Source organism: Cellulosimicrobium sp. SJTW-1, from assembly GCF_047716875.1.
In the GTDB taxonomy this organism is placed as follows: domain Bacteria; phylum Actinomycetota; class Actinomycetes; order Actinomycetales; family Cellulomonadaceae; genus Cellulosimicrobium; species Cellulosimicrobium funkei.
Genome location: NZ_CP136680.1, coordinates 2,261,608 through 2,285,637 on the forward strand (window position 1 = coordinate 2,261,608; position 24,030 = coordinate 2,285,637).

21 protein-coding genes are annotated in these 24,030 nt (G+C 74.6%); 6 read left to right on the forward strand and 15 right to left on the reverse strand.

The genetic code is table 11. The features are described from left to right. Positions 1-10: 10 nt before the first annotated feature. The 9 genes from pafA to RSE42_RS10360 form a co-directional block, all read right to left on the reverse strand. Entirely contained in the window at positions 11-1,372 is a 1,362-nt protein-coding gene (gene pafA / locus RSE42_RS10320) for a Pup--protein ligase (protein WP_021479769.1), read from the reverse strand. Positions 1,373-1,378: 6 nt separating this feature from the next. Further along, positions 1,379-2,155 carry a proteasome subunit alpha gene (gene prcA / locus RSE42_RS10325; protein ID WP_171467938.1) on the reverse strand — a complete coding sequence of 259 codons (777 nt, stop codon included), beginning with the start codon at positions 2,153-2,155 and terminating at the stop codon, positions 1,379-1,381. Then, a complete protein-coding gene (gene prcB / locus RSE42_RS10330; protein ID WP_082774448.1) occupies positions 2,152-3,075 on the reverse strand; it encodes a proteasome subunit beta in 924 nt (307 codons plus the stop codon). The genes prcA and prcB overlap by 4 nt, the downstream gene beginning before the upstream one ends. A gap of 19 nt (positions 3,076-3,094) precedes the next feature. Continuing rightward, on the reverse strand, positions 3,095-3,295 hold the full coding sequence (locus tag RSE42_RS10335) for a ubiquitin-like protein Pup (RefSeq protein ID WP_021479766.1): 201 nt from the start codon (positions 3,293-3,295) through the stop codon (positions 3,095-3,097). 150 nt (positions 3,296-3,445) lie between these two features. Further along, a complete protein-coding gene (gene dop, locus RSE42_RS10340) occupies positions 3,446-5,083 on the reverse strand; it encodes a depupylase/deamidase Dop (protein ID WP_144723334.1) in 1,638 nt (545 codons plus the stop codon). 86 nt (positions 5,084-5,169) lie between these two features. Next, complete coding sequence (gene arc / locus RSE42_RS10345; protein ID WP_021479740.1) at positions 5,170-6,828, reverse strand: proteasome ATPase; 1,659 nt, start codon at positions 6,826-6,828, stop codon at positions 5,170-5,172. Between the two features lie 180 nt (positions 6,829-7,008). After that, entirely contained in the window at positions 7,009-8,151 is a 1,143-nt protein-coding gene (locus tag RSE42_RS10350; protein WP_081599748.1) for a tRNA (adenine-N1)-methyltransferase, read from the reverse strand. A gap of 71 nt (positions 8,152-8,222) precedes the next feature. Continuing rightward, positions 8,223-9,401, reverse strand: a complete 1,179-nt coding sequence (locus tag RSE42_RS10355) for a site-2 protease family protein (protein WP_415296077.1) — start codon at positions 9,399-9,401, stop codon at positions 8,223-8,225. 73 nt (positions 9,402-9,474) lie between these two features. After that, entirely contained in the window at positions 9,475-10,155 is a 681-nt protein-coding gene (locus RSE42_RS10360; RefSeq protein WP_260679284.1) for an HAD family hydrolase, read from the reverse strand. A 283-nt stretch (positions 10,156-10,438) separates the two neighbouring features. On the opposite strand from RSE42_RS10360, the gene RSE42_RS10365 reads away from it, so the two are divergent. Further along, complete coding sequence (locus RSE42_RS10365) at positions 10,439-12,361, forward strand: alpha/beta hydrolase domain-containing protein (protein WP_415296079.1); 1,923 nt, start codon at positions 10,439-10,441, stop codon at positions 12,359-12,361. A gap of 63 nt (positions 12,362-12,424) precedes the next feature. Further along, the gene (locus RSE42_RS10370) at positions 12,425-13,291 is read left to right on the forward strand and encodes a PAC2 family protein (protein ID WP_021482086.1); all 867 of its coding nucleotides are present in this window, start codon (positions 12,425-12,427) and stop codon (positions 13,289-13,291) included. A 46-nt stretch (positions 13,292-13,337) separates the two neighbouring features. Here the strand turns inward: RSE42_RS10370 and mshC are convergent, their stop codons facing one another. Next, entirely contained in the window at positions 13,338-14,612 is a 1,275-nt protein-coding gene (gene mshC / locus RSE42_RS10375; RefSeq protein ID WP_085387864.1) for a cysteine--1-D-myo-inosityl 2-amino-2-deoxy-alpha-D-glucopyranoside ligase, read from the reverse strand. Between the two features lie 119 nt (positions 14,613-14,731). Here mshC and RSE42_RS10380 point away from each other — a divergent pair, with 119 nt between their 5' ends. Further along, positions 14,732-15,796 carry a CorA family divalent cation transporter gene (locus RSE42_RS10380; RefSeq protein WP_415296081.1) on the forward strand — a complete coding sequence of 355 codons (1,065 nt, stop codon included), beginning with the start codon at positions 14,732-14,734 and terminating at the stop codon, positions 15,794-15,796. Positions 15,797-15,812: 16 nt separating this feature from the next. Here the strand turns inward: RSE42_RS10380 and RSE42_RS10385 are convergent, their stop codons facing one another. Beyond that, positions 15,813-16,688 carry an undecaprenyl-diphosphate phosphatase gene (locus RSE42_RS10385; RefSeq protein WP_034651390.1) on the reverse strand — a complete coding sequence of 292 codons (876 nt, stop codon included), beginning with the start codon at positions 16,686-16,688 and terminating at the stop codon, positions 15,813-15,815. 141 nt (positions 16,689-16,829) lie between these two features. Here RSE42_RS10385 and RSE42_RS10390 point away from each other — a divergent pair, with 141 nt between their 5' ends. Beyond that, complete coding sequence (locus RSE42_RS10390; protein WP_034651393.1) at positions 16,830-17,798, forward strand: aldo/keto reductase; 969 nt, start codon at positions 16,830-16,832, stop codon at positions 17,796-17,798. Between the two features lie 31 nt (positions 17,799-17,829). On the opposite strand, the gene RSE42_RS10395 is transcribed toward RSE42_RS10390, so the two are convergent. Then, entirely contained in the window at positions 17,830-18,141 is a 312-nt protein-coding gene (locus RSE42_RS10395; RefSeq protein WP_034651396.1) for a hypothetical protein, read from the reverse strand. A gap of 101 nt (positions 18,142-18,242) precedes the next feature. On the opposite strand from RSE42_RS10395, the gene RSE42_RS10400 reads away from it, so the two are divergent. Both RSE42_RS10400 and RSE42_RS10405 read left to right on the forward strand, forming a co-directional pair. Further along, a complete protein-coding gene (locus tag RSE42_RS10400; protein ID WP_009861400.1) occupies positions 18,243-18,476 on the forward strand; it encodes a DUF5703 family protein in 234 nt (77 codons plus the stop codon). A gap of 30 nt (positions 18,477-18,506) precedes the next feature. Next, the gene (locus RSE42_RS10405; RefSeq protein WP_415296085.1) at positions 18,507-19,355 is read left to right on the forward strand and encodes a fructosamine kinase family protein; all 849 of its coding nucleotides are present in this window, start codon (positions 18,507-18,509) and stop codon (positions 19,353-19,355) included. An 18-nt stretch (positions 19,356-19,373) separates the two neighbouring features. Here RSE42_RS10405 and RSE42_RS10410 read toward each other — a convergent pair whose 3' ends face one another. The 3 genes from RSE42_RS10410 to RSE42_RS10420 form a co-directional block, all read right to left on the reverse strand. Continuing rightward, positions 19,374-20,747 carry a M20/M25/M40 family metallo-hydrolase gene (locus RSE42_RS10410; RefSeq protein ID WP_415296086.1) on the reverse strand — a complete coding sequence of 458 codons (1,374 nt, stop codon included), beginning with the start codon at positions 20,745-20,747 and terminating at the stop codon, positions 19,374-19,376. A 766-nt stretch (positions 20,748-21,513) separates the two neighbouring features. Then, positions 21,514-23,232 (reverse strand): multicopper oxidase family protein, encoded by a 1,719-nt coding sequence (locus RSE42_RS10415; RefSeq protein WP_051027723.1) that lies wholly within the window; start codon positions 23,230-23,232, stop codon positions 21,514-21,516. Between the two features lie 241 nt (positions 23,233-23,473). Next, a complete protein-coding gene (locus RSE42_RS10420; RefSeq protein WP_415296087.1) occupies positions 23,474-23,932 on the reverse strand; it encodes a hypothetical protein in 459 nt (152 codons plus the stop codon). Positions 23,933-24,030 lie beyond the last annotated feature (98 nt).

Below are 24,030 nucleotides of genomic sequence, written 5' to 3' on the forward strand. Positions count from 1 at the left end.
ACGTCCTGCATCACATCGACTCGATGAGGCGCTCCACGCGCTCGTCGACGTTCCGGAACGGGTCCTTGCACAGCACGGTGCGCTGCGCCTGGTCGTTGAGCTTGAGGTGCACCCAGTCCACCGTGTAGTCGCGGCGGGCCTCCTGCGCGGCGCGCACGAAGTCGCCGCGCAGCTTGGCGCGCGTGGTCTGCGGCGGCACGGCCGTCGACTCGAACACCTCGAGGTCGGTGGTGACGCGCTCGACCATGCCGCGCGCCGCGAGCAGGTTGTACAGCCCCTCGGTGCGCGAGATGTCGTGGTAGGCGAGGTCGAGGCGCGCGATCCGCGGGTCGTCGAGCTCGAGACCGTGCTTCGCCTGGTAACGCTGGATCAGGCGGTACTTGATGACCCAGTCCAGCTCGCGGTCGACGAGCGAGAGGTCGCCCGTCTCGAGGGCGCGCAGCCCGCGCTCCCACAGGTCGAGCACCTGCTTGACGACGGGCGTCGGCGCGACGTCCTGCTCGACGAACTCGCGCACGCGCTGGAGGTACTCGCCCTGGAGGTCGATCGCGGTGACCGTCCGGCCGCTCGCGAGCTGGACGGGCTGCTTGCCCGTCATGTCGTGGCTGATCTCGCGGATCGACCGGATGGGGTTCTCGAGCGCCAGGTCCCGCATGGGGACCCCCGCCTCGACCATGCGCAGGATGAGGTCGGTCGAGCCGACCTTGAGCATGGTCGTCGTCTCCGCCATCGAGGAGTCGCCGACGATGACGTGCAGGCGCCGATAGCTCTCGGCGTCGGCGTGCGGCTCGTCGCGCGTGTTGATGATCGGGCGCGACCTGGTCGTCGCGCTCGACACCGCCTCCCAGATGTGGTCGGCGCGCTGGGACAGGCAGTACACGGCGCCGCGCGGCGTCGCGAGGACCTTGCCGGCGCCCGTGAGCACCTGGCGCGTGATGAGGAACGGCACGAGGACGTCCGAGAGGCGCGCGAAGTCGCCCTGGCGTCGCACGAGGTAGTTCTCGTGGCAGCCGTACGAGTTGCCCGCCGAGTCGGTGTTGTTCTTGAACAGGTGGATCCGGCCGGGCAGTCCCTCGTGCTCGAGCCGCTGCTGCGCGTCCGCCACGAGGCCCTCGAGGATCCGCTCGCCGCCACGGTCGTACGCGACGAGCTGACGGACGTCGTCGCACTCCGCCGTCGCGTACTCGGGGTGCGAGCCGACGTCCAGGTACAGCCGCGAGCCGTTGCGCAGGAACACGTTCGACGACCGGCCCCAGGCGACCACCTTGCGGAACAGGTACCGCGCGACCTCGTCCGCCGAGAGCCCGCGCCCGTCGTCGGACGCGCACGTCACGCCGTACTCGGTCTCCAGCCCGAAGATCCTGCGGTCCATGCGGCGCTACCCCTCGTCCGTCGGGCCGGCGCCCGTCGTGTCGTCGGGCGCGCCCTCGGCGGTCCCGTCGGTGGTGGACGCCGCGTCGTCGTCCGCGAGGAGGCCCTCGAGGACGGAGCCCGTGAGACGGCGGAACGCGCGCCGGGGCCGGGTGCGGTCCAGGACGGCCACCTCGAGCTGCGCGGCCGGGATGGTGCGGGCGTCGTCCCCCTCGCCGCCGGACGCGAGCGCGTGCACCGCCAGGCGCAGCACCTCGGCGAGCCCGAGACCGGGCCGCCACGCGTCCTGGAGCACGCGACCGAGCTGGTCGGCCTGGCCGCCCATGACGACCACGCCCTGCTCGTCGGCGACGGAGCCGTCGTAGGAGATGCGGTAGAGCTGGTCCTGCTCCGCCGTGCGACCGACCTCCGCGACGACGAGCTCGACCTCGAGCGGCTTCGACTCCGTGGTGAACACCGTGCCGAGCGTCTGGGCGTACGCGTTCGCGAGACCGCGCGCGTTGACGTCCGTGCGGTCGTAGGAGTAGCCGCGCAGGTCCGCGTACCGCACCCCGGCGACGCGCAGGTTCTCGAACTCGTTGTACTTGCCCACCGCGGCGAACGCGATGCGGTCGTAGATCTCCGAGATCTTGTGCAGCGCGCGCGACGGGTTCTCCGTCGCGAACGCGATGCCGTCCTCGTAGGCGAGGACCACGACCGACCGGCCGCGCGCGATGCCCTTGCGCGCGAAGTCCGCCCGGTCCTTCATCAGCTGCTCGGGCGAGACGTAGAAAGGCATGTTCACGCGTCGTCACCTCCGGTCGGGCCGTCCTGCGGGCGGTCGTGCGGGACGGCCTCGGCGTTCGTCACCGGGGGACGGCCGCGCTCCACGCCCGCCCCGGAGCGCTCCGCCACGATCTGCTCGACGACCGCCGCGAGCTCGTCGTCCGGCACGCGCTCGTAGCCGTCGGCCGTGACGACCGCGACCACCGGCCAGATGCGGCGGACCGGGTCCGGGCCGCCGGTGGCCGAGTCGTCGTCCGCCGCGTCGTAGAGCGCCTCGACCGCGACGCGCACGGAGGCCGCCCGGTCGAGACCGGTGCGCCACAGCTTCTTCAGGGAGCCGCGCGCGAAGACCGAGCCCGACCCCACCGAGTGGTACGCCCGCTCCTCGTACCGCCCGCCCGTGACGTCGTACGAGAAGATCCGGCCGGCACCGCGGTCGAGGTCGAACCCGGCGAAGAGCGGCACGACCGCGAGGCCCTGCATGGCGAGGCCGAGGTTCTGCCGGATCATCGTCGACAGGCGGTTCGCCTTGCCGTCGAGCGAGAGCAGCGCGCCCTCGATCTTCTCGTAGTGCTCGAGCTCGAGCTGGAACAGGCGCACGAGCTCGACGGCGATCCCCGCCGTCCCGGCGATGCCCACGGCCGAGTACTCGTCGGCCGGGAAGACCTTCTCGATCTCCCGGTTCGCGATCATCGAGCCCATCGTCGCGCGGCGGTCCCCCGCCATCACGACGCCCGCGCCCACGCCCTCGGCGCCGAACGTCAGCGCCACGATCGTGGTGGCGTGCGGCGCGTCCGGAAGCGTGCCGGACGCCGCGTGCCCGGCCACGCGGTGCGACGGCAGCAGGTCGGGGGCGTGCCCGGACAGGAACTCCAGGAAGGACGACGACCCGGGGGTCGTGAACGCGTCGGGCAGGCGCCCGGGCTGGTCCGTGCTCATCGGGTTGCCGTCACCCTTCCTACTCGCCGCCCTTCTGCACGAAGCCCCGGACGAAGGACTCCGCGTTCGTCTCCAGGACCTCGTCGATCTCCTCGAGGAGCGCATCCACCTCGGCGTCGCGCGACTGCGCCTGCGGCGCGACCGGGGTCGCCGGGGCCTCGGGCTCGTCGTCGGGACGCCGGTCCTCGTGCGACGCGTGCGTGCGTTCGGTACCCGCCATGGCTGCCTCCTCGTCCGTCGGCCGGCCTCGCGCCGACGCTCTGTCCGTTCCAACCCCGTCCGGGCTCGCGCCCTTCCCGGCCCTGCTCGCACGCGGCGCCCCTCCCACGGAGGGCGGGCGCCGTCGTGCGTCCAGCCTAGTCGCCGCCGGTCACGACGGGCCTGCCAGACCCGCCAGCAGCGCGGCGGCGTCCGGGCTCGCGTCGAGCAGCGCCCCGATGTGGGCGCGCGTCCCGCGCAGCGGGTCCATCATCGGGACGCGCTGGAGCGACGGCGCGCCCGGCACGTCGAAGATCACCGAGTCCCAGCTCGCCGCGGAGACCTCGTCGCCGTAGCGCGCCATGACCTCGCCGCGGAAGAACGCGCGCGTGTCCTCGGGCGCGTGGTGCACCGCCGCGCCGACCTCGCGCTCGGTGACCACCCGGTCCACGGCGTCGGCGGCGAGGAGGCGGTGGTAGATGCCGCGCTCGGGCCGCACGTCGGACCACTGGAGGTCCATCGCCGCGAGACGCGAGTGGCCCCAGTCGAGGCCGTCGCGCTCGCGCAGGCGGTCGAGGAGCCGGAGCTTCGCGACCCACTCGACGTCGCGCCCGCACGCGTCGCGGTCGGTCGCCAGGCGGTCGAGCACCGAGCGCCACCGCGCGAGCACGTCGCGCGTCGGGGCGTCGACCCCGTCCGGTCCCGCGAGGCGCTCCGCCGCGTCGGCGGCGACCTCCAGGTACTCGCGCTGGACCTCGAGCGCCGTCAGCTCGCGCCCGTCGGCGAGGGCGAGACGACGCGTCAGCTCGAGGTCGCGGCTCACGCGCTGGACGTCCGCGACCGGGTCCGCGAGGCGCAACCCGGCCAGGCGGGCGCGCACCTCCGGGCCGAGCTCCTCCAGGTGCTCGACGACGAAGAGCACGAGCGACGTCGTGCCCGTCTTGAGGTAGGTCGCGGTCTCGAACATGTTCGCGTCGCCGATGATGAGGTGCAGCCGGCGCCAGCGCTGCCGGTCCGCGTGCGGCTCGTCGCGCGTGTTGACGATGGGACGGCGCAGCGTCGTCTCCAGCCCGACCTCCGCCTCGACGTAGTCGGCGCGCTGGGAGATCTGGAACCCGTGCTCCTCCCCCGCCGGGCCGAGCCCCACGCGCCCCGAGCCGGCGAACACCTGCCGGGTCACGAGGAACGGCGTGAGCATCTCCACGAGGACGCCGAACGGCACCTCGCGGTCGACGAGGAAGTTCTCGTGGGTGCCGTAGCTCGCGCCCTTGCCGTCGACGTTGTTCTTGTAGAGCACGACGCCGCCGCCCGGCACCTGGGCCAGCTCGCGCGACGCGGCGAGCATGACCCGCTCCCCCGCCACGTCCCAGCACACGACGTCGTGCGGCACCGTGACCTCGGGCGAGGAGTACTCGGGGTGCGCGTGGTCCACGTAGAGCCGGGCGCCGTTGGTGAGGATGACGTTCGCCGCGCTCGGGTCGTCGTACTCCTCCGTCGTCGGTCGCGCCACCTCCTGGAGGGAGGCCTCGGCGCTGCCGCCCTCCGCGGCCCGGTCGACCGGACCCGACGGCGCGGGCCGCGACGGGTCGTCCGTGAGGAGGGACGGGTGCGCCGACGCGCGCGGCACGTGGAACCCCCGCGCGTCCTGCAGCGGGTCCTCGTCGTCGTAGTCCCAGCGCGCCCGGCCCCGGGCGCCGTCGCTGCGCGCGGCGAGCGCCCGGTACGTGGTGACGACCTGGCTCGACATGAGCATCGGGTTCGCCATCGGCTTCCCCGGCTGCAGGACGCCGTACTCCGTCTCGATCCCCATGACCCGTCGTACGCTCACGCGCTCACCCTATGTCCGCCCTCCGACGCCGCGCCGCGCCGTCCACGGGGCGGCGCGACCACGCCCCGCTACAGGTACTGGCCGGTGTTGGTGACCGTGTCGATGGTGCGCGGCGAGCCGCCCTCGCCCTTCTTCTGCACGATCGTGCGGATGAAGACGATGCGCTCGCCCTTCTTCCCGCTGATGCGCGCCCAGTCGTCGGGGTTGGTGGTGTTCGGCAGGTCCTCGTTCTCCTTGAACTCGTCGACGCACGCGGCGAGCAGGTGGTCGACGCGGATGCCGCGCTGTCCCGTGGCGAGGAGGTCCTTGATCGCCGACTTCTTCGCCCGGTCCACGACGTTCTGGATCATCGCGCCCGAGTTGAAGTCCTTGAAGTACAGGATCTCCTTGTCGCCGCTGGCGTAGGTGACCTCGAGGAACTGGTTCTCCTCCTCCTCGGAGTACATGCGCTCCACGACCGAGCGGATCATCGCGTCGAGGGCCTCGCGCTGGTTGCCGCCGTGCTCGGCGAGGTCGGCCGCGTGGATCGGCAGGTCCTCCGTGAGGTACTTGGCGAAGATCTCCTTGGCGCCCTCGGCGTCGGGCCGCTCGATCTTGATCTTCACGTCGAGGCGCCCCGGCCGCAGGATGGCGGGGTCGATCATGTCCTCGCGGTTCGACGCACCGATGACGATGACGTTGTCCAGCCGCTCGACGCCGTCGATCTCGGCGAGGAGCTGGGGCACGATCGTCGTCTCGACGTCGGACGACAGCCCCGTCCCGCGGGTGCGGAACAGCGACTCCATCTCGTCGAAGAACACGACGACGGGCGTCCCCTGCGACGCCTTCTCCCGAGCGCGGGCGAAGATCAGCCGGATGTGCCGCTCGGTCTCCCCCACGTACTTGTTGAGCAGCTCGGGGCCCTTGACGTTGAGGAAGTAGCTGCGCGCCGCGCCCGAGCCGTCCTCCACCTGCTCGCCGCGCGCCCGCGCCACCGTGTGCGCGAGCGAGTTGGCGACGGCCTTGGCGATGAGCGTCTTGCCGCACCCGGGCGGCCCGTACAGCAGCACGCCCTTGGGCGGGTGCAGGCCGTGCTCGCGGAACAGGTCGGGGTGCGTGAAGGGCAGCTCGACGGCGTCGCGGATCTGCTCGATCTGGGGCCCGAGACCGCCGATGTCCTCGTACTCGATGTCCGGGACCTCTTCGAGGACGAGCTCCTCGACCTCGGACTTCGGGATGACCTCGAACACGAAGCCGCTGCGCGTGTCGATGGTGAGCGAGTCGCCCACGCGGAGCGTCGTGCGCGCGACCGACCCGGCGAGCCGCACGACCCGCTCCTCGTCGGCCCGGCCGACGACGAGCACGCGGTCGGCGTCGAGGATCTCCTTGACCGTGACGATCTCGCCCGTGCGCTCGTAGCCGCCCGCGGCGACGACGGTCATCGCCTCGTTGAGCTTGACCTCCTGGCCCGGGCGCAGGCGCTGGACGTCGAGGCTGGGGCTCGCGCCGACGTGCATCTTGCGCCCGGCGGCGGACACGTCGACCGACCCGTCCGGGTGCGCGGCGAGGAACACCGCGTACGTCCCCGGGGGCTTGGCGAGGTCGTCGATCTGCCGCTTGAGGTCGAGGATCTGGTCCCGGGCCGCGCGCAGCGCCTCGGCGAGCCTCTCGTTCTTCGCGGACAGCAGCGCGAGCTCGCGCGCGCCGTCCTGCGGGGCCTGGTCGCTACGGCCGAATGTCTCGCTCATCGGGTGTCCCTCTCGCCGCCGGCTCGCCCGACCACGGGTGGACGGCGGACGACGGGCCTCGCGAGGCGCCCGTGCCGACCATCGTCCGGCGGTCGGGTGTAGACCTTAGGCACAAGTCTCGCCCGTGCACACGGACGACACCCAGGGTGAGACGGCGGCGCCCCGATCGTTACCGGACCGTCACGCGCCCGACACGTCGGGCGCCCCGTCGGCGTCTTCCGCGCCCTTCTGCACGCCGTGCTCCGCGCCCGGACCGGTCGTCTGCTCGGGGCCCTGGCCGACGTCGCGCCGCACGCGCCGGATCTTCTTCTCGGAGACCGGGCGCTCGCCCAGCTCCTCGGGCGACCACTGCTCGGCGTCGGTCGGGTACGCGCCCTTGGCCGGGCGGCGCTTGCGCTCGGGCGGCGCGACGCCGTCCGCGAGGCGCCGTGCGGTGAGCAGGAACCCGGTGTGCCCGATCATGCGGTGCTGCGGCCGCACCGCGAGACCCTCCAGGTGCCAGCCCCGCACCATCGACTCCCACGCGACGGGCTCCGCGTAGCGGCCGTCGGCCCGCAGGTCCTCCGCGAGGCGTGAGAGCTGGGTCGTCGTGGCGACGTAGCACACGAGGACGCCGCCGGGCACGAGCGCGCGCGCGACGACGTCGAGGTTCTCCCAGGGCGCGAGCATGTCGAGCACGACGCGGTCGACCGTGCCGTCCTCGGCGACGGTCGGGAGCACGTCGGCGAGGTCGCCCACGGAGAGCGTCCAGGCCGGGTGCTCGCCACCGAAGAACGTCTCGACGTTGCCGCGCGCGATCGCGGCGAAGTCCTCGCGCCGCTCGATCGAGTGGAGCTCGCCCGCGTCGCCGACGGCGCGCAGCAGCGACATCGTCAGCGCGCCCGACCCGACGCCCGCCTCGACGACGCGCGCGCCCGGGAAGATGTCCGCCATCGCGACGATCTGGCCGGCGTCCTTCGGGTAGACGACCGCCGCGCCGCGGGGCATCGAGAGCACATAGTCCGCGAGGAGCGGGCGCATCGCGAGGTACTCGATCTCGGCGGTGTTGCGCACGACGCTGCCCTCGGGGCGGCCGATGAGGTCGTCGTGCCGCAGGTAGCCCTTGTGCGTGTGGAACGTCGCGCCCGGCGCGAGCGTGATGGTGTGCAGGCGACCGCGCGGGTCCGTGAGCTGGACCTTGTCCCCCACGCGGAGCGGGCCGCGGCGCTCGTCCGCGCCCGTCGCACCGGGGCGGTCGGACGCGCCGTGCGCGGGGGCGGCTGCGCCGTCCCCACCGGGCTGCGGGGTCGGGTGGCCGGGCGTGGTGGCGGGCTCGGAGGTCACGGGCGACCATCCTACGGGCCGCCCGCCCCACGCCCGACGCCGGTCGGTCGTGCGCGCGGACGACGCGCCGGTCACCGCCCGTGCCGGGCGTCCCGCAGCGCCGCGACGACCCGGGCGACCTCGAGCGCGCCGACGACGCGGCCGCCGTCGGTCACGACGACGACCGCCGCGTCCCGCCCGACGCGCGAGAGCTCGGCGAGCATGTCCTGCCCCGCGCTGTGGGCGTCGATCGTCGCGGCCCCGGGCAGGGGCACGGCGACCGCGCCGACCGGGGTCGTCTCGGCGGCGTCGGGCGGCACGGCCGCGGCCGCGGCGGGGTCCACGTACCCGAGGGGCCTGCCTGCGCCGTCCACCAGGACGGCCACCACGTGCGGACCGCCCGCGAGCGCCACCGAGCGCCCGACCGCGCCGACCGTCGCCGTGGACGGCACGGCGACCGCGGGGCGCGCGAGGCTGCGGACGGTGAGCCCGGACACCGCCTCGCGGGTGCGCGCGACGGTGATGGCCTGCCCCGCGCCGCTCCACAGGAACGCCCCGATGAGCGCCGCCCAGGCGACGGTCCACAGGTCCGGCCGTCCGCCGTAGGTCAGCGGCCACACGAGCGCCCACGCGACGACCCCGACGGCGACCGCGCGCCCGACCCAGCCGGCCGCGACCGTGCCCTTCGTCCGCGACCCGGTCGCGGCCCACACGGCGGACTCGAGGATCTGGCCGCCGTCGAGCGGGAGGCCGGGCAGGAGGTTGAAGAACCCGACGAACGCGTTGGAGAACGCGGCCGCGTACAGCAGGAGGGCGGGCACGGAGAAGGTCGGCTGCGCCTGGAACGTCACCCAGAACACGACCGCGAGCGCCAGGTTGGTCAGCGGGCCGACGACCGAGATGAGGAAGCCGTCGAGCGGGCGCGACGACGTCCCGGAGTACGCCGTGTGGCCGCCCCAGAGCGTCACCGCGAGCTCGGTCACGTGCTGGCCCCGGGCGCGCGCGACGAGCGCGTGCGCGACCTCGTGCAGGAAGACGGACGCGAACAGCAGCAGCACGAACGCGAAGGACACGAGGTAGATCTCGGGGCCCAGGTGCGGGGCGAGCCGCTGCACCGTCGGCGCGAAGAGGACCGTGAGGATCGCCGCGGCGAGGAACCAGGACGGCGTGAGGATCACCGGTGCGCCGACGACGCGGCCGATCACCCAGCCCTTCGTGCGCGGGCCTGCCGGTGCGGGCGTGCGGGGTGCTCGAGGTTCGGGTCCGTCCACCCTGAGAGCCTATGCGCTCGGCGGGTTCGTCCCGACGGCCCGCGCACCGTCGGGCAGGCCGCCGGGCGGCGCCTCAGGCGGCGTCGTCCTCCATGAGGTCGACGACGTCGCCCGCGACGAGCCGCGACAGGAGCGCGACGTCGACGAGCTCGAGCGACGGCGTGCGGCTCAGGCCCGGCGCCGGGAGCACCGGGACCACGGCCTCGACACCCAGCGTCGCGGCCCCCGCGGCGCGGGCCGAGGCGATCCCCGCGGGCGAGTCCTCGATCGCGACGCAGCGCGTGACGTCGACGCCCAGGCGCTGCGCCGCGAGGAGGTAGGGCTCCGGGTCTGGCTTGCCGCGCTCGACCTCGTCGCCGCAGACCAGCACCTGGAACGCGTCCGGCGGCGCCATCTCGGCGACGGGCTGGGCGAGCTCGCGGTAGGACATCGTGACGAGCGCGCACGGCACGCCAGCCTCGCGCAGCGCCGTGAGGAGCTCGCGCGCGCCGGGCTGCCACGGCACCTCGACGCGCACCTGCTCGATCACGCGCCCGATGAGGAACGCGACGATCTCGTCCACGGGCAGGTCGACGCCGCCGCGCTCGCGCAGGATGCGCGCCGACTCGCGCAGCGGGTTGCCGACGAGCGACATCGCGTCCTCGTGCGTCCACGTGCCGCCGTGCGCGCCGACGAGCTCGTGCTCCGCCGCGATCCAGTAGGGCTCGGTGTCGACGAGCGTCCCGTCCATGTCCCACAGGACCGCCTCGGGCAACGCCGAGGCGTCGGGACGCTCGGCAGAGCGCTGACCTGCGGACGTGCTGTCAGGGCGAAAAGGCAAAGCGGTCTCCATCAACGGTCGTACGACGAACCCCTGCACCCTCGACCCTAACCGGACGCCACCGCCGCGGGCGCGCCGCCGTTCCTGGGCGTGCGGTCGCGCGCGACGGCTTCTGGCGATCCTGCTCCCGAACTCGCGCGCCGGTCGACAGAAGCGTGCGGCTTCCCTAGGCTGCTGAGCGCCCGCCACCGCCGTCGGGCCCGACGAAGGAGTCGCCATGTCCGCACCCCCCGTCCGCCGCCCGCTCGCGCTCGCCCTCGCCGGGGTGCTCGTGCTCGCCGGGACCGCGCTCCCCGCGAGCGCCGCCGTCCCCGACCCCGTGGTGACCGGCCCGGTGCCCACGACGACGGCGCCCGGCGACCCTGCCCACGGGTACCCCTTCCTCGCGACCGACTACGACCTGGCCGCGCGCGGCTACGTCGAGGAGGAGTTCTTCGTCGAGGGCGAGGCGACCCGCTACCAGGCGGACGGCGTGACGGACGCGACGGTCCTCAGCACCGGGCACGCTTTCCGCACCCGCGTCGTGGTGCGCCGGCCCGTCGACCCCGCGACGTTCAACGGCACGGTGATCGCCGAGTGGTACAACGTCTCGAACCAGTGGGACCAGGAGGTCGACTGGTTCCAGACGCACGAGCACCTGGTGCGCGAGGGCTACGCGTGGGTCGGGGTGTCGGCGCAGCGGGCGGGCGTGCACTCGCCCACCGGCCTGCGGGCCTGGAGCCCCGAGCGCTACGGCACGCTCGACCTCACCGACGGCGGCACCGTGACCGACGACACCCTCTCGTGGGACGTCTTCAGCCAGGCCGTGGCCGCGGTGCGCGACCCCGCGGGCACGGCGCCGCTCGGTCCGCTCGAGGCGGAGCGCGTCGTCGCGACCGGGCACTCGCAGTCGGCGGGGCGGCTGTGGTCGTACGTGAACTCGGTCGACCCGCTCGCGGGGGTCGTCGACGCCGTCGTGCTGCACGGCGGGGGCGGGCTGCTGCGCGACGACCTCGAGACGCCGGTGTTCAAGGTCAACAGCGAGACCGACGTCGCGATCGACCTCCTCGGGGCGGCGCAGCGCCAGCCCGACACCGACGTGCGGCGCACCTGGGAGGTCGCGGGCGCGTCGCACGGCGACTGGAAGCTCATCACCGACTACGGGCGGCTGCGGATCCGCGACGTCGGCTCCGCGCCCGGCGGCTACCCCGGGACGCCGCAGACGTGCGAGGAGCCGTCCGGCTCCCGCGTGCCCCAGCACCTGGTCCAGGCGTCGGTGTACGACCACGTGGCCGCGTGGGTCGCGGACGGGACGACCCCGCCGTCGGCGGCGCCCATCACGCTGTCCGACCAGGCGCCGCGCCAGGTGGTGCGCGACGAGCGCGGCCTCGGCCTGGGCGGCGTCCGGCTCGCGCAGCAGGACGTCCCGACGCGGATCAACTCCGGCGCCAACGCCGGGCCCGGGTTCTGCTTCCTCGACGGCGGCTCGCGCCCGGTGGACGACGCCACGCTCGCGGCCTGGTACCCGGACGCCGAGGACTACCGCGACGCCGTCGTCGCGTCGACCCGTGCCGCGGTGGAGGCGGGCTTCGTGGGTGCCGACGTCGCGGCCGACCCCTCCTGGTACACCGACGTCGTCGACCTCGTCGACGAGCGCGTCGCCGCGGGCACGGTCGAGCCGGAGGCCGGGGCGCAGGTCCAGGTCCGGATGCGGCGCGCGCTCGAGGCCGCGGACCGGCGTGACTGGGACGCGGCGCAGACCCTGGTCCAGGAGGCGCTCGCTCTCGGCTCCACGGCGATCGAGGACGCCGGCGCGTCGGCGAGCGTCGTGCGCTCGACCACGGCCGTGCTCGGCGTCCTCGCGCTGTCCGCCGCACTCGACGGCCCCGACGTCTCCGCGACCGCCGTCCCGCGGTGCCTGGCCGGGCGGGCGTACGTCGCGGTCCGCGCGACGAACGACGGCGCGGTGCCCGCGGACGTCACGCTGAGCACGCCGTTCGGCGAGCGCACCCTGGCGGGCGTCGCGCCCGGCGCGTCCGCGTACCAGTCGTTCTCGGCGCGCTCGGACACGCTCGACGCGGGCAGCGCGCGGGTGACGACCACGGGAGACGGGCGGTCGTCGTCGGACGACGTCGCCTACCCGGCGCTCGACTGCGGCTGAGGCGGCTACGCCGGGCGCGAACCCGCCCCGACGCCGTCGGGCCCGGCCGCATAGGCTGGGGTGATGACCGAGAACGCGACCGAGGGCACCCGCCAGACCGTGATGATCGCGGCGTTCGAGGGCTGGAACGACGCCGGGAGCGCCGCCACGGCCGCCCTCCAGCACCTGCACGAGGTGTGGGGCGCCGAGGACGTCGACGAGCTGGACCCGGAGGAGTACCACGACTTCCAGGTGAACCGCCCGGTCGTCACGACCGACGACGACGGCCGCCGCGAGATCACGTGGCCCACGACGACGATCGCGTCGGCGGTCCTGTCGCCGACGGGTCGCCGCGTGGTGCTCGTGCACGGCATCGAGCCGTCCATGCGCTGGCGCCGGTACTGCCGCGAGCTGCTCGACGTCGCGGAGGAGCACGGCGTGCGCACGGTCGTGACGCTCGGCGCGCTGCTCGCGGACGTGCCGCACACGCGGCCCATCCCCATGACGGCGACGTCGGAGAGCGTGGGCCTGCAGGCCGTGCTCGACGTCGAGCCGAGCACGTACGAGGGGCCGACGGGCATCGTCGGCGTGCTCCAGCACGCCGCGGCGGAGCGCGGGATGCAGTCGGTGTCGCTCTGGGCGGCCGTGCCGCACTACGTGGCGCACCCGCCGTCGCCCAAGGCGACGCTCGCGATCCTCGCGCGCATCGAGGAGCTGCTGTCCGAGCCGATCCCGCTGGGCGACCTGCCCGAGGACGCCGAGGCGTGGCAGCACGGCGTCGACGAGCTCGCCGCGGAGGACGCGGAGATCGCGGAGTACGTCCAGCAGCTCGAGGAGGCGAAGGACACGGCCGAGCTCCCCGAGGCGAGCGGCGAGGCCATCGCGCGCGAGTTCGAGCGCTACCTGCGCCGCCGCGACCGCGGCAACCCGGGCAAGGGCCCGACCGTCTGACGCACGGCCCGCCTCGCGGGCGGCGGTGCCAGCGCGGGGCGGCTCGTCAGAGCCGGACGCCCAGCAGGGCGTTCACCGCGCGCGCGACGACGCCCGGGGCACCCTCCTCGTCGCGCGAGGTGTCACGACCGGGGCGCAGCGACTCCGCGGCCCAGGCGTCCACGGCGGCGAGCGCCGTCGGGGCGTCGAGGTCGTCGGCGAGCGCGGCGCGCACGGCCGCGAGCGTCGCGGTCGCGTCCGGGCCACCGTTGCCCGACACGGCGTCGCGCCACGTCTCGAGACGTCGCACGCCCGCGGGCAGGTCGTCGTCGGTCCACTCCCACTCGCCGCGGTAGTGGTGCGCGAGCAGCGCGAGGCGGATCGCCATCGGGTCGACGCCCGTGGCCCGCAGGTTCGACACGAGCACGAGGTTGCCGCGCGACTTGCTCATCTTCTCGCCCTCGTACGCGACGAGTCCGGCGTGCACGTGCGCGCGGGGCGCACCGCCGCCCGCGAGCATGCGGTCGTGCGACGACGACATCTCGTGGTGCGGGAACAGCAGGTCCGCTCCCCCGCCCTGCACGTCGAACGGCAGGCCGAGCCCGTCGCGCGAGATGACGGCGCACTCCACGTGCCAGCCGGGGCGGCCGGTGCCGAGCGCGCCGCCGTCCCACGCGGGCTCGCCCGGGCGCTCGCGGCGCCACAGCAGCGGGTCGAGCGCGTCCTTCTTGCCCTCGCGGTCGGGGTCGCCGCCGCGCTCGGCGAAGAGGTGCTCCATGACGTCGCGCGCGAGGCGTGAGACCGAGCCGAACGCGCGGTCGGCAGAGAGGTCGGCGTAGACGTCGCCCAGCCCGGGGTCCGTGCCGCCGGCGCCGGGCTCGACCGGGACGCGGTACGCGAGGCCCGCGTCGAGGAGCTGGGTCACCGCGTCCACGACGGCGGGGATCGTCTCCACCGCGCCCTCGTAGACGTCGGGCGGGACGACGCCGAGCGCCGTCATGTCCTCGGCGAACAGCGCGGTCTGCTCGACGGCGAGCGCGCGCCAGTCGACGCCGGTCGCGGCGGCACGCTCCAGCAGCGGGTCGTCGACGTCGGTGACGTTCGACGCGTAGCGCACGCGGTGCCCGGCGTCCGTCCACGCGCGCACGAGCAGGTCGAACGCGACGTAGGTGGCCGCGTGGCCGATGTGCGTCGCGTCGTAGGGCGTGATGCCGCACACGTACAGCGTGGCGTCCTCGCCCGCGGCGGCGACGACGAGCTCACGGGTCGACGAGTCGTGCACCCGGACCGGGAGGCCTCGTCCGGGGAGCTCGGGGATCTGCGGGGCGGGCCAGCTGTGCACGCGTCAACCTTAGCCGCCGGGGCGCGGGCGTCGGACCGCCGTCCGGCACGCGGGCCGCGCGCGAGGCCGTGCCGGACGGCGACCGGGCAGGTCCGTGCGGGGCGCGGGACAATGCGGACGTGACGAACCCCACCGAGCCGCGGACGGGCACCCCGCCCGACGGCGCGCCCGCCCCCGCGCCCCGACGACCGACCGTGCGCGCCGTCGCGGCGTGGACGGTCGAGCCCGGCGCCGACGGCGTGCACCCGGCCGATCCCGGCACCCTGGACACTCCTGGCGACCGGCACGCCGCCCGCGCCACGGTGACCTGGGCGCGTCTGGAGGACCTCGACGCCGTGCTCGACGCCGCGGCCCAGGTCACGACCGGGGTGGGCCCGACGCGGCAGGACCTCGCGCGGCACAACCGCCACCCCTTGGCGCACGTGCGCCGCGTCGCGGCGGACTGGCTCCTCCTGGTGACCCCGACGGCATGGTTCACCGAGTCGGACCGCCAGGTGCACACGGGCCAGTTCGCCGCGCTGCTCGGCCCGGGCCTCGTCCTCACCGCCGAGGAGGGCGACGCGGACGTGCACGCGATCATGCTCGACAAGGTCGCCGCGCCCGGCGACCCCCACGGCTCGCCCGTCCAGCGGATCGTCTCCGCCGCGGTCCTCGCCATCGTCGGCGGCGCCTCGCAGGTCGAGCTGGGCCTGGGCGACGCCGTCGCCGACACCGAGCGCGTGGTGTTCGACCAGCAGCGCGAGGACCCGGTCGAGCGCATCTACGACCTCAAGCGCGAGATCACCGAGGCGCGGCGCGCCCTCATGCCCGTCACGGCGGAGCTGCCCGAGCTGCTCGACCCGGACGTCCCCGACCACCTCGGGGTGAACCGGCGCATGCTCGAGCGCGTTGTGACGACGGTCGAACGGATCGACCGGCACCTCGACGCGCACGACGACCTGCTCTCGGACATGCTCCAGGTCCACATGACCCAGGTCTCGGTGCGGCAGAACGAGGACATGCGCAAGATCTCGGCGTGGGCGGCGATCCTCGTGTACCCGACGATCGTCGCGGGCGTGTACGGGATGAACTTCCGCAACATGCCGGAGCTGCACTGGGTGTTCGGCTACCCCTTCGCGCTCGCCCTCATGGCGGGCGGCTGCGTCGTGCTCTACCGGGTCTTCAAGCGCGTCGGCTGGCTCTGACCGCGGCCCGAGAGGGTCACGGCGTCGAGACGGCCGTCCCGCCCGGCTCCAGCACGCCCACGAGCAGGAGCAGCACGACGAGCGCCGCGAGCACGAGGCGGTAGACCACGAACGGCGTGTAGCTGAAGGTCGAGACGATCTTGAGGAACGCGATGATGACGAAGTACCCGACGACGAACGCGACGAGCGTCGCGATGAGGGTCGCCCCGGCGCCGGGGGCCCCGGGGGCCGGCTCGTCCGCGGACTTGAAGAGCTGGTAGAAGCCCGAGCCCATGACGGCCGGGATCGCGAGGAGGAACGAGTAGCGCGCCGCCGCCTCGCGCGTGAAGCCCATGAGCAGGCCGGCGGTGATCGTGCCGCCCGAGCGCGAGACGCCGGGGACGAGCGCGAGCGCCTGCGCGAAGCCGAACGCGACCGCCTGCCCGGCCGAGAGCTCGCGCAGCGTGCGGCGCTTGGCGCCCACCCGGTCGGCCCAGCCGAGCAGGAGCGCGAACACCGCGAGCATGAGCGCCGTCAGGTAGAGGTTGCGGAACGTGTTCTCGATCGCGTCCTGGAACAGCAGGCCGAGCAGCACGATGGGCACCGAGCCGAGCGCGATGTACCAGGCCATCGCGGCGTCGTGGTCGTGCCGGCCGAGCCGCGCCCGCCAGTCCGTGCCGTGGTCGCCGCGCACCGAGCGCCACCACGCGGCGCAGATGCGCGCGATGTCCCGCCGGAAGTACAGCAGCACCGCCGTCTCGGTCCCGATCTGCGTGATCGCCGTGAAGGCGGCACCCGGGTCCTGCGACCCGATCAGCTCGCCGACGATGCGCAGGTGGGCGCTCGACGAGATCGGGAGGAACTCGGTCAGGCCCTGGACGAGGCCGAGGAGGACGGCTTCCCACGCGTTCACGAGCGGTCACGATACCCGCTCGGGGCGCCGCAGCCGCGCACCTGCAGGCCCGAGGCCGAGCGGGTGAACCTGGGCCGACCAGGTCCCCGACCGCGCGCCCCGACGGTCGCCCGCGGGCCCCCGCCGGTACCCTCGGCAACCATGGAGAACCGCCACCTCGGCAGCACCGGCCTGCGCGTGTCCGAGCTCGGGCTCGGCACCATGACGTGGGCCCGGGACACGGACGAGCTCGACGCGGCCGAGCAGCTGCGGGACTTCGTGGACGCCGGCGGCACCCTCGTGGACACGGCCGCCTCCTACGCCGACGGCGACGCCGAGTCGCTCCTCGGGTCGCTGCTCGGGGCGAAGGTCGACCGGCGCGACGTCCTGCTGTGCACCAAGGCGGGGGTGCGCCACACGCCGTCGGGCCCCGTGGTCGACGCGTCCCGCGGTGCGCTCCTCGACTCGCTCGACGACTCGCTCGCGCGCCTGGGCACCGACCACGTCGACCTGTTCCTCGTGCACGCGCCCGACCCGCGCACGCCGTTCACCGAGACGCTGTCGGCGCTGCGCCACGCGGTGACGTCCGGGCGCGCGCGCTACGTCGGGCTGTCCAACCACCCGGGGTGGGCGACGGCGCGGGCCGCGACCCTGCTCGGCGGGACCGACGACGTCGGCCTCGCCGCCGTCCAGCTCGAGTACTCGCTGCTCCAGCGCGGTGCCGAGCGCGAGGTCGTCCCCGCCGCCGAGTCGCTGGGCCTGGGCCTGCTCGCGTGGTCCCCGCTCGGGCGGGGCGTCCTCACCGGCAAGTACCGGCGCTCGCTCCCCGCCGACTCGCGGGGCGCGTCCCCGCACCTCGCCGCGTTCGTCGAGCCGTACCTCGACCACGCGTCGTCGGGGATCGTCGAGGCCGTCGTGACCGCCGCGGAGGGCCTGGGCCGCGCGCCGCTCGACGTCGCGCTGTCCTGGCTCCTGGGGCGCCCCGCCGTCGCGAGCGCGGTCGTCGGTGCGCGCACCCCCGCGCAGCTGCGCACGTCGCTCGCCGCGACCGACCTCGTGCTGCCCGACGCCGTGCGCGCAGCGCTCGACGACGTGAGCGCGCTCGACGTCGGCTACCCCGAGCGGTGGTGACCCCGCCCCTCCCTCGGCGACCTCGGGCGTCTCAGCGCGCGCCGTCGGTCTCGAGCTCGCCGGAGAGGACGTCGTCGTCGAGCGTGTCGTCGAGGTCGTCGTCCTCCTCCGCGTCGTCGTCCTCGTCGTCCTCGTCGTCGTCCTCCTCCGCGAGGTAGAACGGCGTCGCCTCCCCGTGCACCTGTCCCAGCGCCTCGTCGTACACCTCGAAGGCGTCCCCGAGGACGTAGTAGGCGTCGTCGACCGCGGGGTCGTCCTCCCCGCGACGTGCGGCGACGGCGTTGTAGTGGGCTTCGAGCGCGGCGATGAACCGGTCGAGCGCGGCACGCGGGTCAGCGGTCATACCCTGACGGTAGCGCCGAGAGGGGCACAATGGCACTCGTTGGCCGGGTCGGTCCCACCACCCGGCCCGCGACCGAGACAGGCGAGAGAGGACGGTGGCACGTGGAGGAGAGGCCGACGTCACGCCGGAGGTCCGGATGGGCCGCGCACGGCGGGCAGTACGAGTACCGCGTCCTGACGATCGACCGCTCCACGAGCCGTTCGGACGCGAGCAGGCTCCTCACCGACGAGGCGGAGTACGGGCGCTGGGAGCTCGCCCGCACCCGGCTGTACGTCGGGGGCGAGCGCCGGGTCTGGCTGCGGCGCAAGATCATCCGGGTCAGCTCGACGCTGTGAGCACGAGCACGATCCGGTGAGAGCGGCCCGGTGAGCGGCGAGCACGAGGCGGCGCCGGCCGTCTTCACGAAGTCGCGCGCCGCGGCCCCGGCAGGGTTCTTCCGCTGCGAGGCCGCCGGGCTGGCGTGGCTCGCCGTCCCGGGCGGGCCGCGCGTCGCCCGCGTGCTCGACGTCGGCCCCGACCACCTCGACCTGGAGCGCGTGCCGACGACCGCGCCGACCCGCGAGGCGGCCCGCGCGTTCGGGCGGGCGCTCGCCGTCGTGCACGACGCCGGGGCGCCGGCCTGGGGTGCGGCCCCGCCGGGGTGGTCCGGTGAGGCGTTCTTCGGCCCGCTCGACGACCCGCTGCCGCTGCCCACGGGTGCGTGGCCGGACTGGCCGACCTTCTACGCCGAGGCGCGCCTCCTGCCGGTCGCGCGGCAGGGCCGCGACCGGGGCGCGCTCGACGCCGAGGACGAGCGGCTCCTCGACCGCCTCGCCGCGCGCCTGCCCGACCTCGCCCGCCCGGCGCTCGACGACGCGCCGGCGCGCGTGCACGGCGACCTCTGGTCGGGCAACGTGCTGTGGGCGCCAGGCCGGGGCGGCGGGCCGGACGACCGCACGGGCGGCTCGGCGGGCGCGGTCGAGGCGGTGCTCATCGACCCGGCCGCCCACGGCGGGCACCGCGAGGCCGACCTCGCGATGCTCGCGCTGTTCGGCGCGCCGTTCCTCGACGACATCCTCGCCGCGTACGACGCCGCGCACCCGCTCGCGCGCGGGTGGCGCCACCGCGTCGCGCTGCACCAGGTGTACCCGGTCGCGGTGCACGCGGTGCTGTTCGGCGGCGGGTACCGCGCGCAGCTGCGCTCCTCCGTCCGGGCGCTGCTCGGCGAGACCTGACCGCGCGACGCCCGTCGGTCAGCAGGTGCGCAGGAGCCGGTCCAGGACCCGCACGCCGAACCGCAGCGAGTCGACGGGCACGCGCTCGTCGACGCCGTGGAACATGCCGGAGAAGTCGAGGTCGGCGGGCAGGCGCAGCGGCGCGAAGCCGTAGCCCGTGATCCCGAGGCGGGCGAGCGACTTGTTGTCCGTGCCGCCCGACAGCGTGTACGGCAGCACCGTCGCCTCCGGGTCCTCCGCGAGCAGCGAGTCCACCATGGCGTCCACCAGGTCGCCCTCGAACGGCACCTCGAGCGCGATGTCGCGGTGGATCTCCTCGACCCGCACGTGCTCGCCCGCGAGCGCGCGGAGCGTCGCGAACCCGTCCTCCTCGTGGCCCGGCAGGAGGCGCGCGTCGATCGCCGCCTCGGCGCGGCCGGGGATGACGTTCGCCTTGTAGCCCGCGGAGAGCTGCGTCGGGTTCGACGTGTGCCGCACCGTGGCGCCGACGAACCGCGACGCCGGGCCCAGCGCGGCCACGAGGGCCTCGATCGACCGGGAGTCCTCGGAGTCGTACCGCAGGCCCGTGAGGTCCGCGACGCCGCGCAGCAGCTTGTCGACCGTCGGCGTGAGCGTGTTCGGCCAGTGGTGCGTCCCGATGCGCGCCACCGCCTCGGCGAGCCGCGTCACCGCGTTGTCGTCGTTCACCTGCGACCCGTGCCCGGCGCGGCCCTCCGCGACGAGGCGCAGCCAGGCGATGCCCTTCTCCGCCGTCTGGAGCAGGTAGGCCCGCCGCCCCCCGACCTCGACCGAGAACCCGCCGACCTCGCTGATCGCCTCGGTCGCACCCTCGAACAGCTCGGGCCGGTGGTCGACGGCGTAGCGCGCCCCGTAGGCGCCGCCCGCCTCCTCGTCCGCGAAGAACGCGACGACGACGTCGCGCGCGGGCTTGCGGCCCTCGCGCACCATCTGGCGCACGACCGCGAGGATCATCGCGTCCATGTCCTTCATGTCGACGGCGCCGCGCCCCCACAGCAGGCCGTCGATCTCCTCGCCCGCGAACGGGTCCACCGACCAGTCCTCCGCCTGCGCGGGGACGACGTCGAGGTGGCCGTGGAGCACGAGCGCCGGTCGCGTCGGGTCCGCGCCCTCGAGCCGCACGACGACGCTCGCCCGGCCGGGCTCCGACTCGAACAGCTCCGGCTCGAGCCCGACCTCGTGCAGCAGCTCCATGACGTACTCCGCGGCGGCCCGCTCCCCCGGGCCCGACCCGTCGCCGAAGTTCGACGTGTCGATCCGCAGCAGCTCGCGGCAGATCCGCACGACCTCGTCCTCGGCGCGCGGCACCGCGCCGGGGGTCGCGTCGGTCGCCGCGGGGGCGCTGGCCAGGGAGTCCGGGTGCGGAGCGGTCATGAGCGACACGCTACCCGTCGCCGTCGGGCGTGCGGACCGCCCCGCCCGACCGCCCGTATGCCGGACACGCCGAGCGAGGACCCCGGTGGGCTGAGGTAGAGCCCTGGTCACGCGAGATAGAGCCGTGGTCACGCGAGGTAGAGCCCTGGTCACGCGAGATAGAGCCCTGGTCACGCGAAGTAGAGCCGTGGTCCACCGAAGCAGAACGCTGCCCGGTCGGGTAGAGCCGTGGTCGTGTCCGACGGCGGCCGGTCGCCCGTCGCGGTCGGGGCCACCATTGCGGCTGGGTCACCATCCGAGGTGGTCGGCCCCGCCGAGGGCCGTCGGGTCGCCCGGGCTGAACCCGGGCGGTGAGCGGCGCGGATCGGGCAAGCACCCGAACGCACCAGACGCACGAGACGCACGAGACGCGTCAAGATCACCTGCGCGCCGCCAGGGCGCGGCACCACGGTGCAGCCGTGAGCGCCGCTGTGCGACGCGAGAGAAGTGGACCGCGAAGCGCAAGTCGCGAGATCGACGGTCCCGCGGGCAGCCACCCGGGGCGAGCACAGACCGAGGCAAGACGACGCCGGGCGGGGTGGGTGGTGGTGCCGCGTCGTGGCGGGCTTGGCGGGAGCCGCGAGGAAAGAACGGCGGATGGTAGACGCGGCACCACCACCCACCACGACCACCCAGGGCGACCACACGCCGTCGGGCAGGGTGACCACGGCTCTACCTCGCACAACCACGGCTCTACCTCGCACAACCACGGCTCTACCTCGACGGGTCAGTGGTCAGGGTCGTGCTTCCCGTCCCGTGCGAGGGTGTGGCGGGGGCCGGTGCCGTCGCCCGGGAGCGCGTCGGCGTCGTGCTCCTGATGGGTGCCGCCGTCGGGGACGTCGATACGGGACGGCGCCTGCTCGCCCGGGGCGACGACGACGAGCTGGCCCATCATGCCGCGGTCCTCGTGCGTGAGGAGGTGGCAGTGGAACATGTACGGGGTGGTCGGATCGGTCGTGCCCTCGGCGGCGTCGAACCGGACGAGCAGGCGCGTCACGTGCCCCGGCTGGACGTAGACCGTGTCCTGCCACCCGGCGAGGTCCGGCCCGGGCCGCTGTCCTGCGACGTCGAGGACGCGGAACCGGACGTCGTGCACGTGGAAGTTGTGCGGGGTGTCGTCGAGCCCGGTGACCTCCCACACCTCGGTCTCGCCGACCGTGACGACCTCGTCGATCCGCGCCATGTCCATGGAGCGCCCGTTGATCGCGGTACCGGCGAGCTGGAAGCGGCGGGTGCGCACGGCGTCGGACTCGTCGAGCGCGTCCGCGGGGTCGGCGGCGCCGAGCGTGCCCGGGATGTCGGGGCTCGGCTCGAGCGTGCCGGCCGCGCGGAGCTCGAGGAGGTCGAGGGTGTCCTCGCCGCCCGAGAAGCGCTCGAACATCGGGTTGACGCCCAGCTCGGGCGGGAAGCTGCGCAGGACCGCGCGCTGCCCCGGGGTCATGGTCACGACGACCTCCGCCCGATCGCCCGGGGAGAGGCGCACGCGCTCGACCAACTGCGGAGCGGGGAGCAGCCCACCGTCGGTCCCGATGAGCTGGACCGTGCCGCCGTCGGCGAGGCCGACGTCGTAGACGCGTGAGTCGGAGCCGTTGAGCAGGCGCAGACGGACGCGCTCGGTCGCGACGTCGAGGTAGGGCCCCGGGGTGCCGTTGACGAGCACCGTGCCACCGAGCGGGCCGACCGGCGAGAGGAAGGAGACGGCGTCGTCGAGCCGCCCGTCGGCGTGGAAGCTCTTGTCCTGGAGGATGACGGGGACGTCGTCGACGCCGTACTCGTGCGGCAGGTCGGCGGCCAGGCCGTCGGCGGCGGCAGGGTCGTCGAGGAGGAACATCCCCGCTAGCCCGCGGTACACCTGGCTCGCGGTCTGCCCGTGCAGGTGCGGGTGGTACCAGAGCGTCGCGGCGGGCTGGTCGATCGTCCACGTGGGCGACCACGTTTCGCCCGGCTCGACCATCTGGTGGGGGCCGCCGTCCATCGCGGGCGGCAGGTGCATGCCGTGCCAGTGGAGCGTCGTCGTCTCGTCGAGAGCGTTAGTCACGTCGACGCGCACGCGCTCCCCGCGCGCGGCCCGCAAGGTGGGCCCCAGGTAGTCGCCGTTCAGCCCGATCGTCGGAGTGGGGGCGGACGCGCCGAGGTCGGCGACGCCCTCGCGCGCCTCGAGCTCGAAGACGCGCACGCCGTCCTCCACGCGCGACTCCGCGAGCGGCGGGACGGCGAGCGGCCGCGTGAACTCCACGGCTCCCGCCGTGCTCGTCGCGGCGCGCGCCCACGCGACGCCCACGACCACTGCGACGGCCCCGACGAGCAGGACGACGACGAGCCCGAGCACGAGGAGGACGCGGACGAGCGGGCCACGCCGCCGTCGCGGGCGACGTCCGGGCGGTCCGCCGGGTGCCCCGGGGGTCGGGGGGACGGCGGGCGGCGGGGTGGTGTGCGTGGTCGTCATCGGGTCTTCTCCAGGGTGGACGACGGCGGGCGGCGGGTGCGGTTCGACGGCGGCCCGGCGGTGCGGGCGACGCTGTCGACGCTAGGTACCGGGCGGTGCCGGGCGCGTCCGCTCGGCAGCGTACGCATGCCCGGAGCCGACCCCGAGCGCGCGCGGCCGCGGCTCGGGGTGGTGCCAGGGACGGGGCGGTCTCGGAGTCGGGGAAGCGGGGTGGCGCGGCGAGACGTCGGCTGGTGGGGCCTCAACGACGTCGGGCCGCGAGGAGACCGAGCGCCATGGCTCCCGCGAACGCGCCCCAGGCCGCGTTGGTGAGCAGCATCGGAACGATCGCGACGGGGTGCGCGACGGGGCCCTGGAGCTCGCCGGTGAGGATCGGCGACAGCAGGGCGCTGAGGATCAGCGCGAGGACACCGTAGGCGAGCCCGACGGCCACGCCGGTCGCGAGCGGGTGCGCCGGGCGGGCGACGACGATCGCGCCGACCCACACGATCGTGAGCACGAGGGTCGCGAGCAGGGGCGCCGCGGGCCGTCCGATCGCGCCGTCGAGGCCGGTGACGCTCAGGAGCGGTCGGACGAGCGCGAGCGCGCCGAGCCCGAGGACGAGCGGCCAGCTCAGCGAGCGGACCGTCTCGCCGAGCGTGGGGCGCGGCGGGCCGGGCGGGACCGGGCGGTGGGGTGCGGGTCCGGGAGTCGGGTTCATGACGTCGACGCTAGGGAGCGGCGGTGCGGCGCCGCGTCCGCCCCGGCGCGTGACGCGATGCGTCGTCCCGCGCCCCGGGCGTACGCGTCTCGACGTAG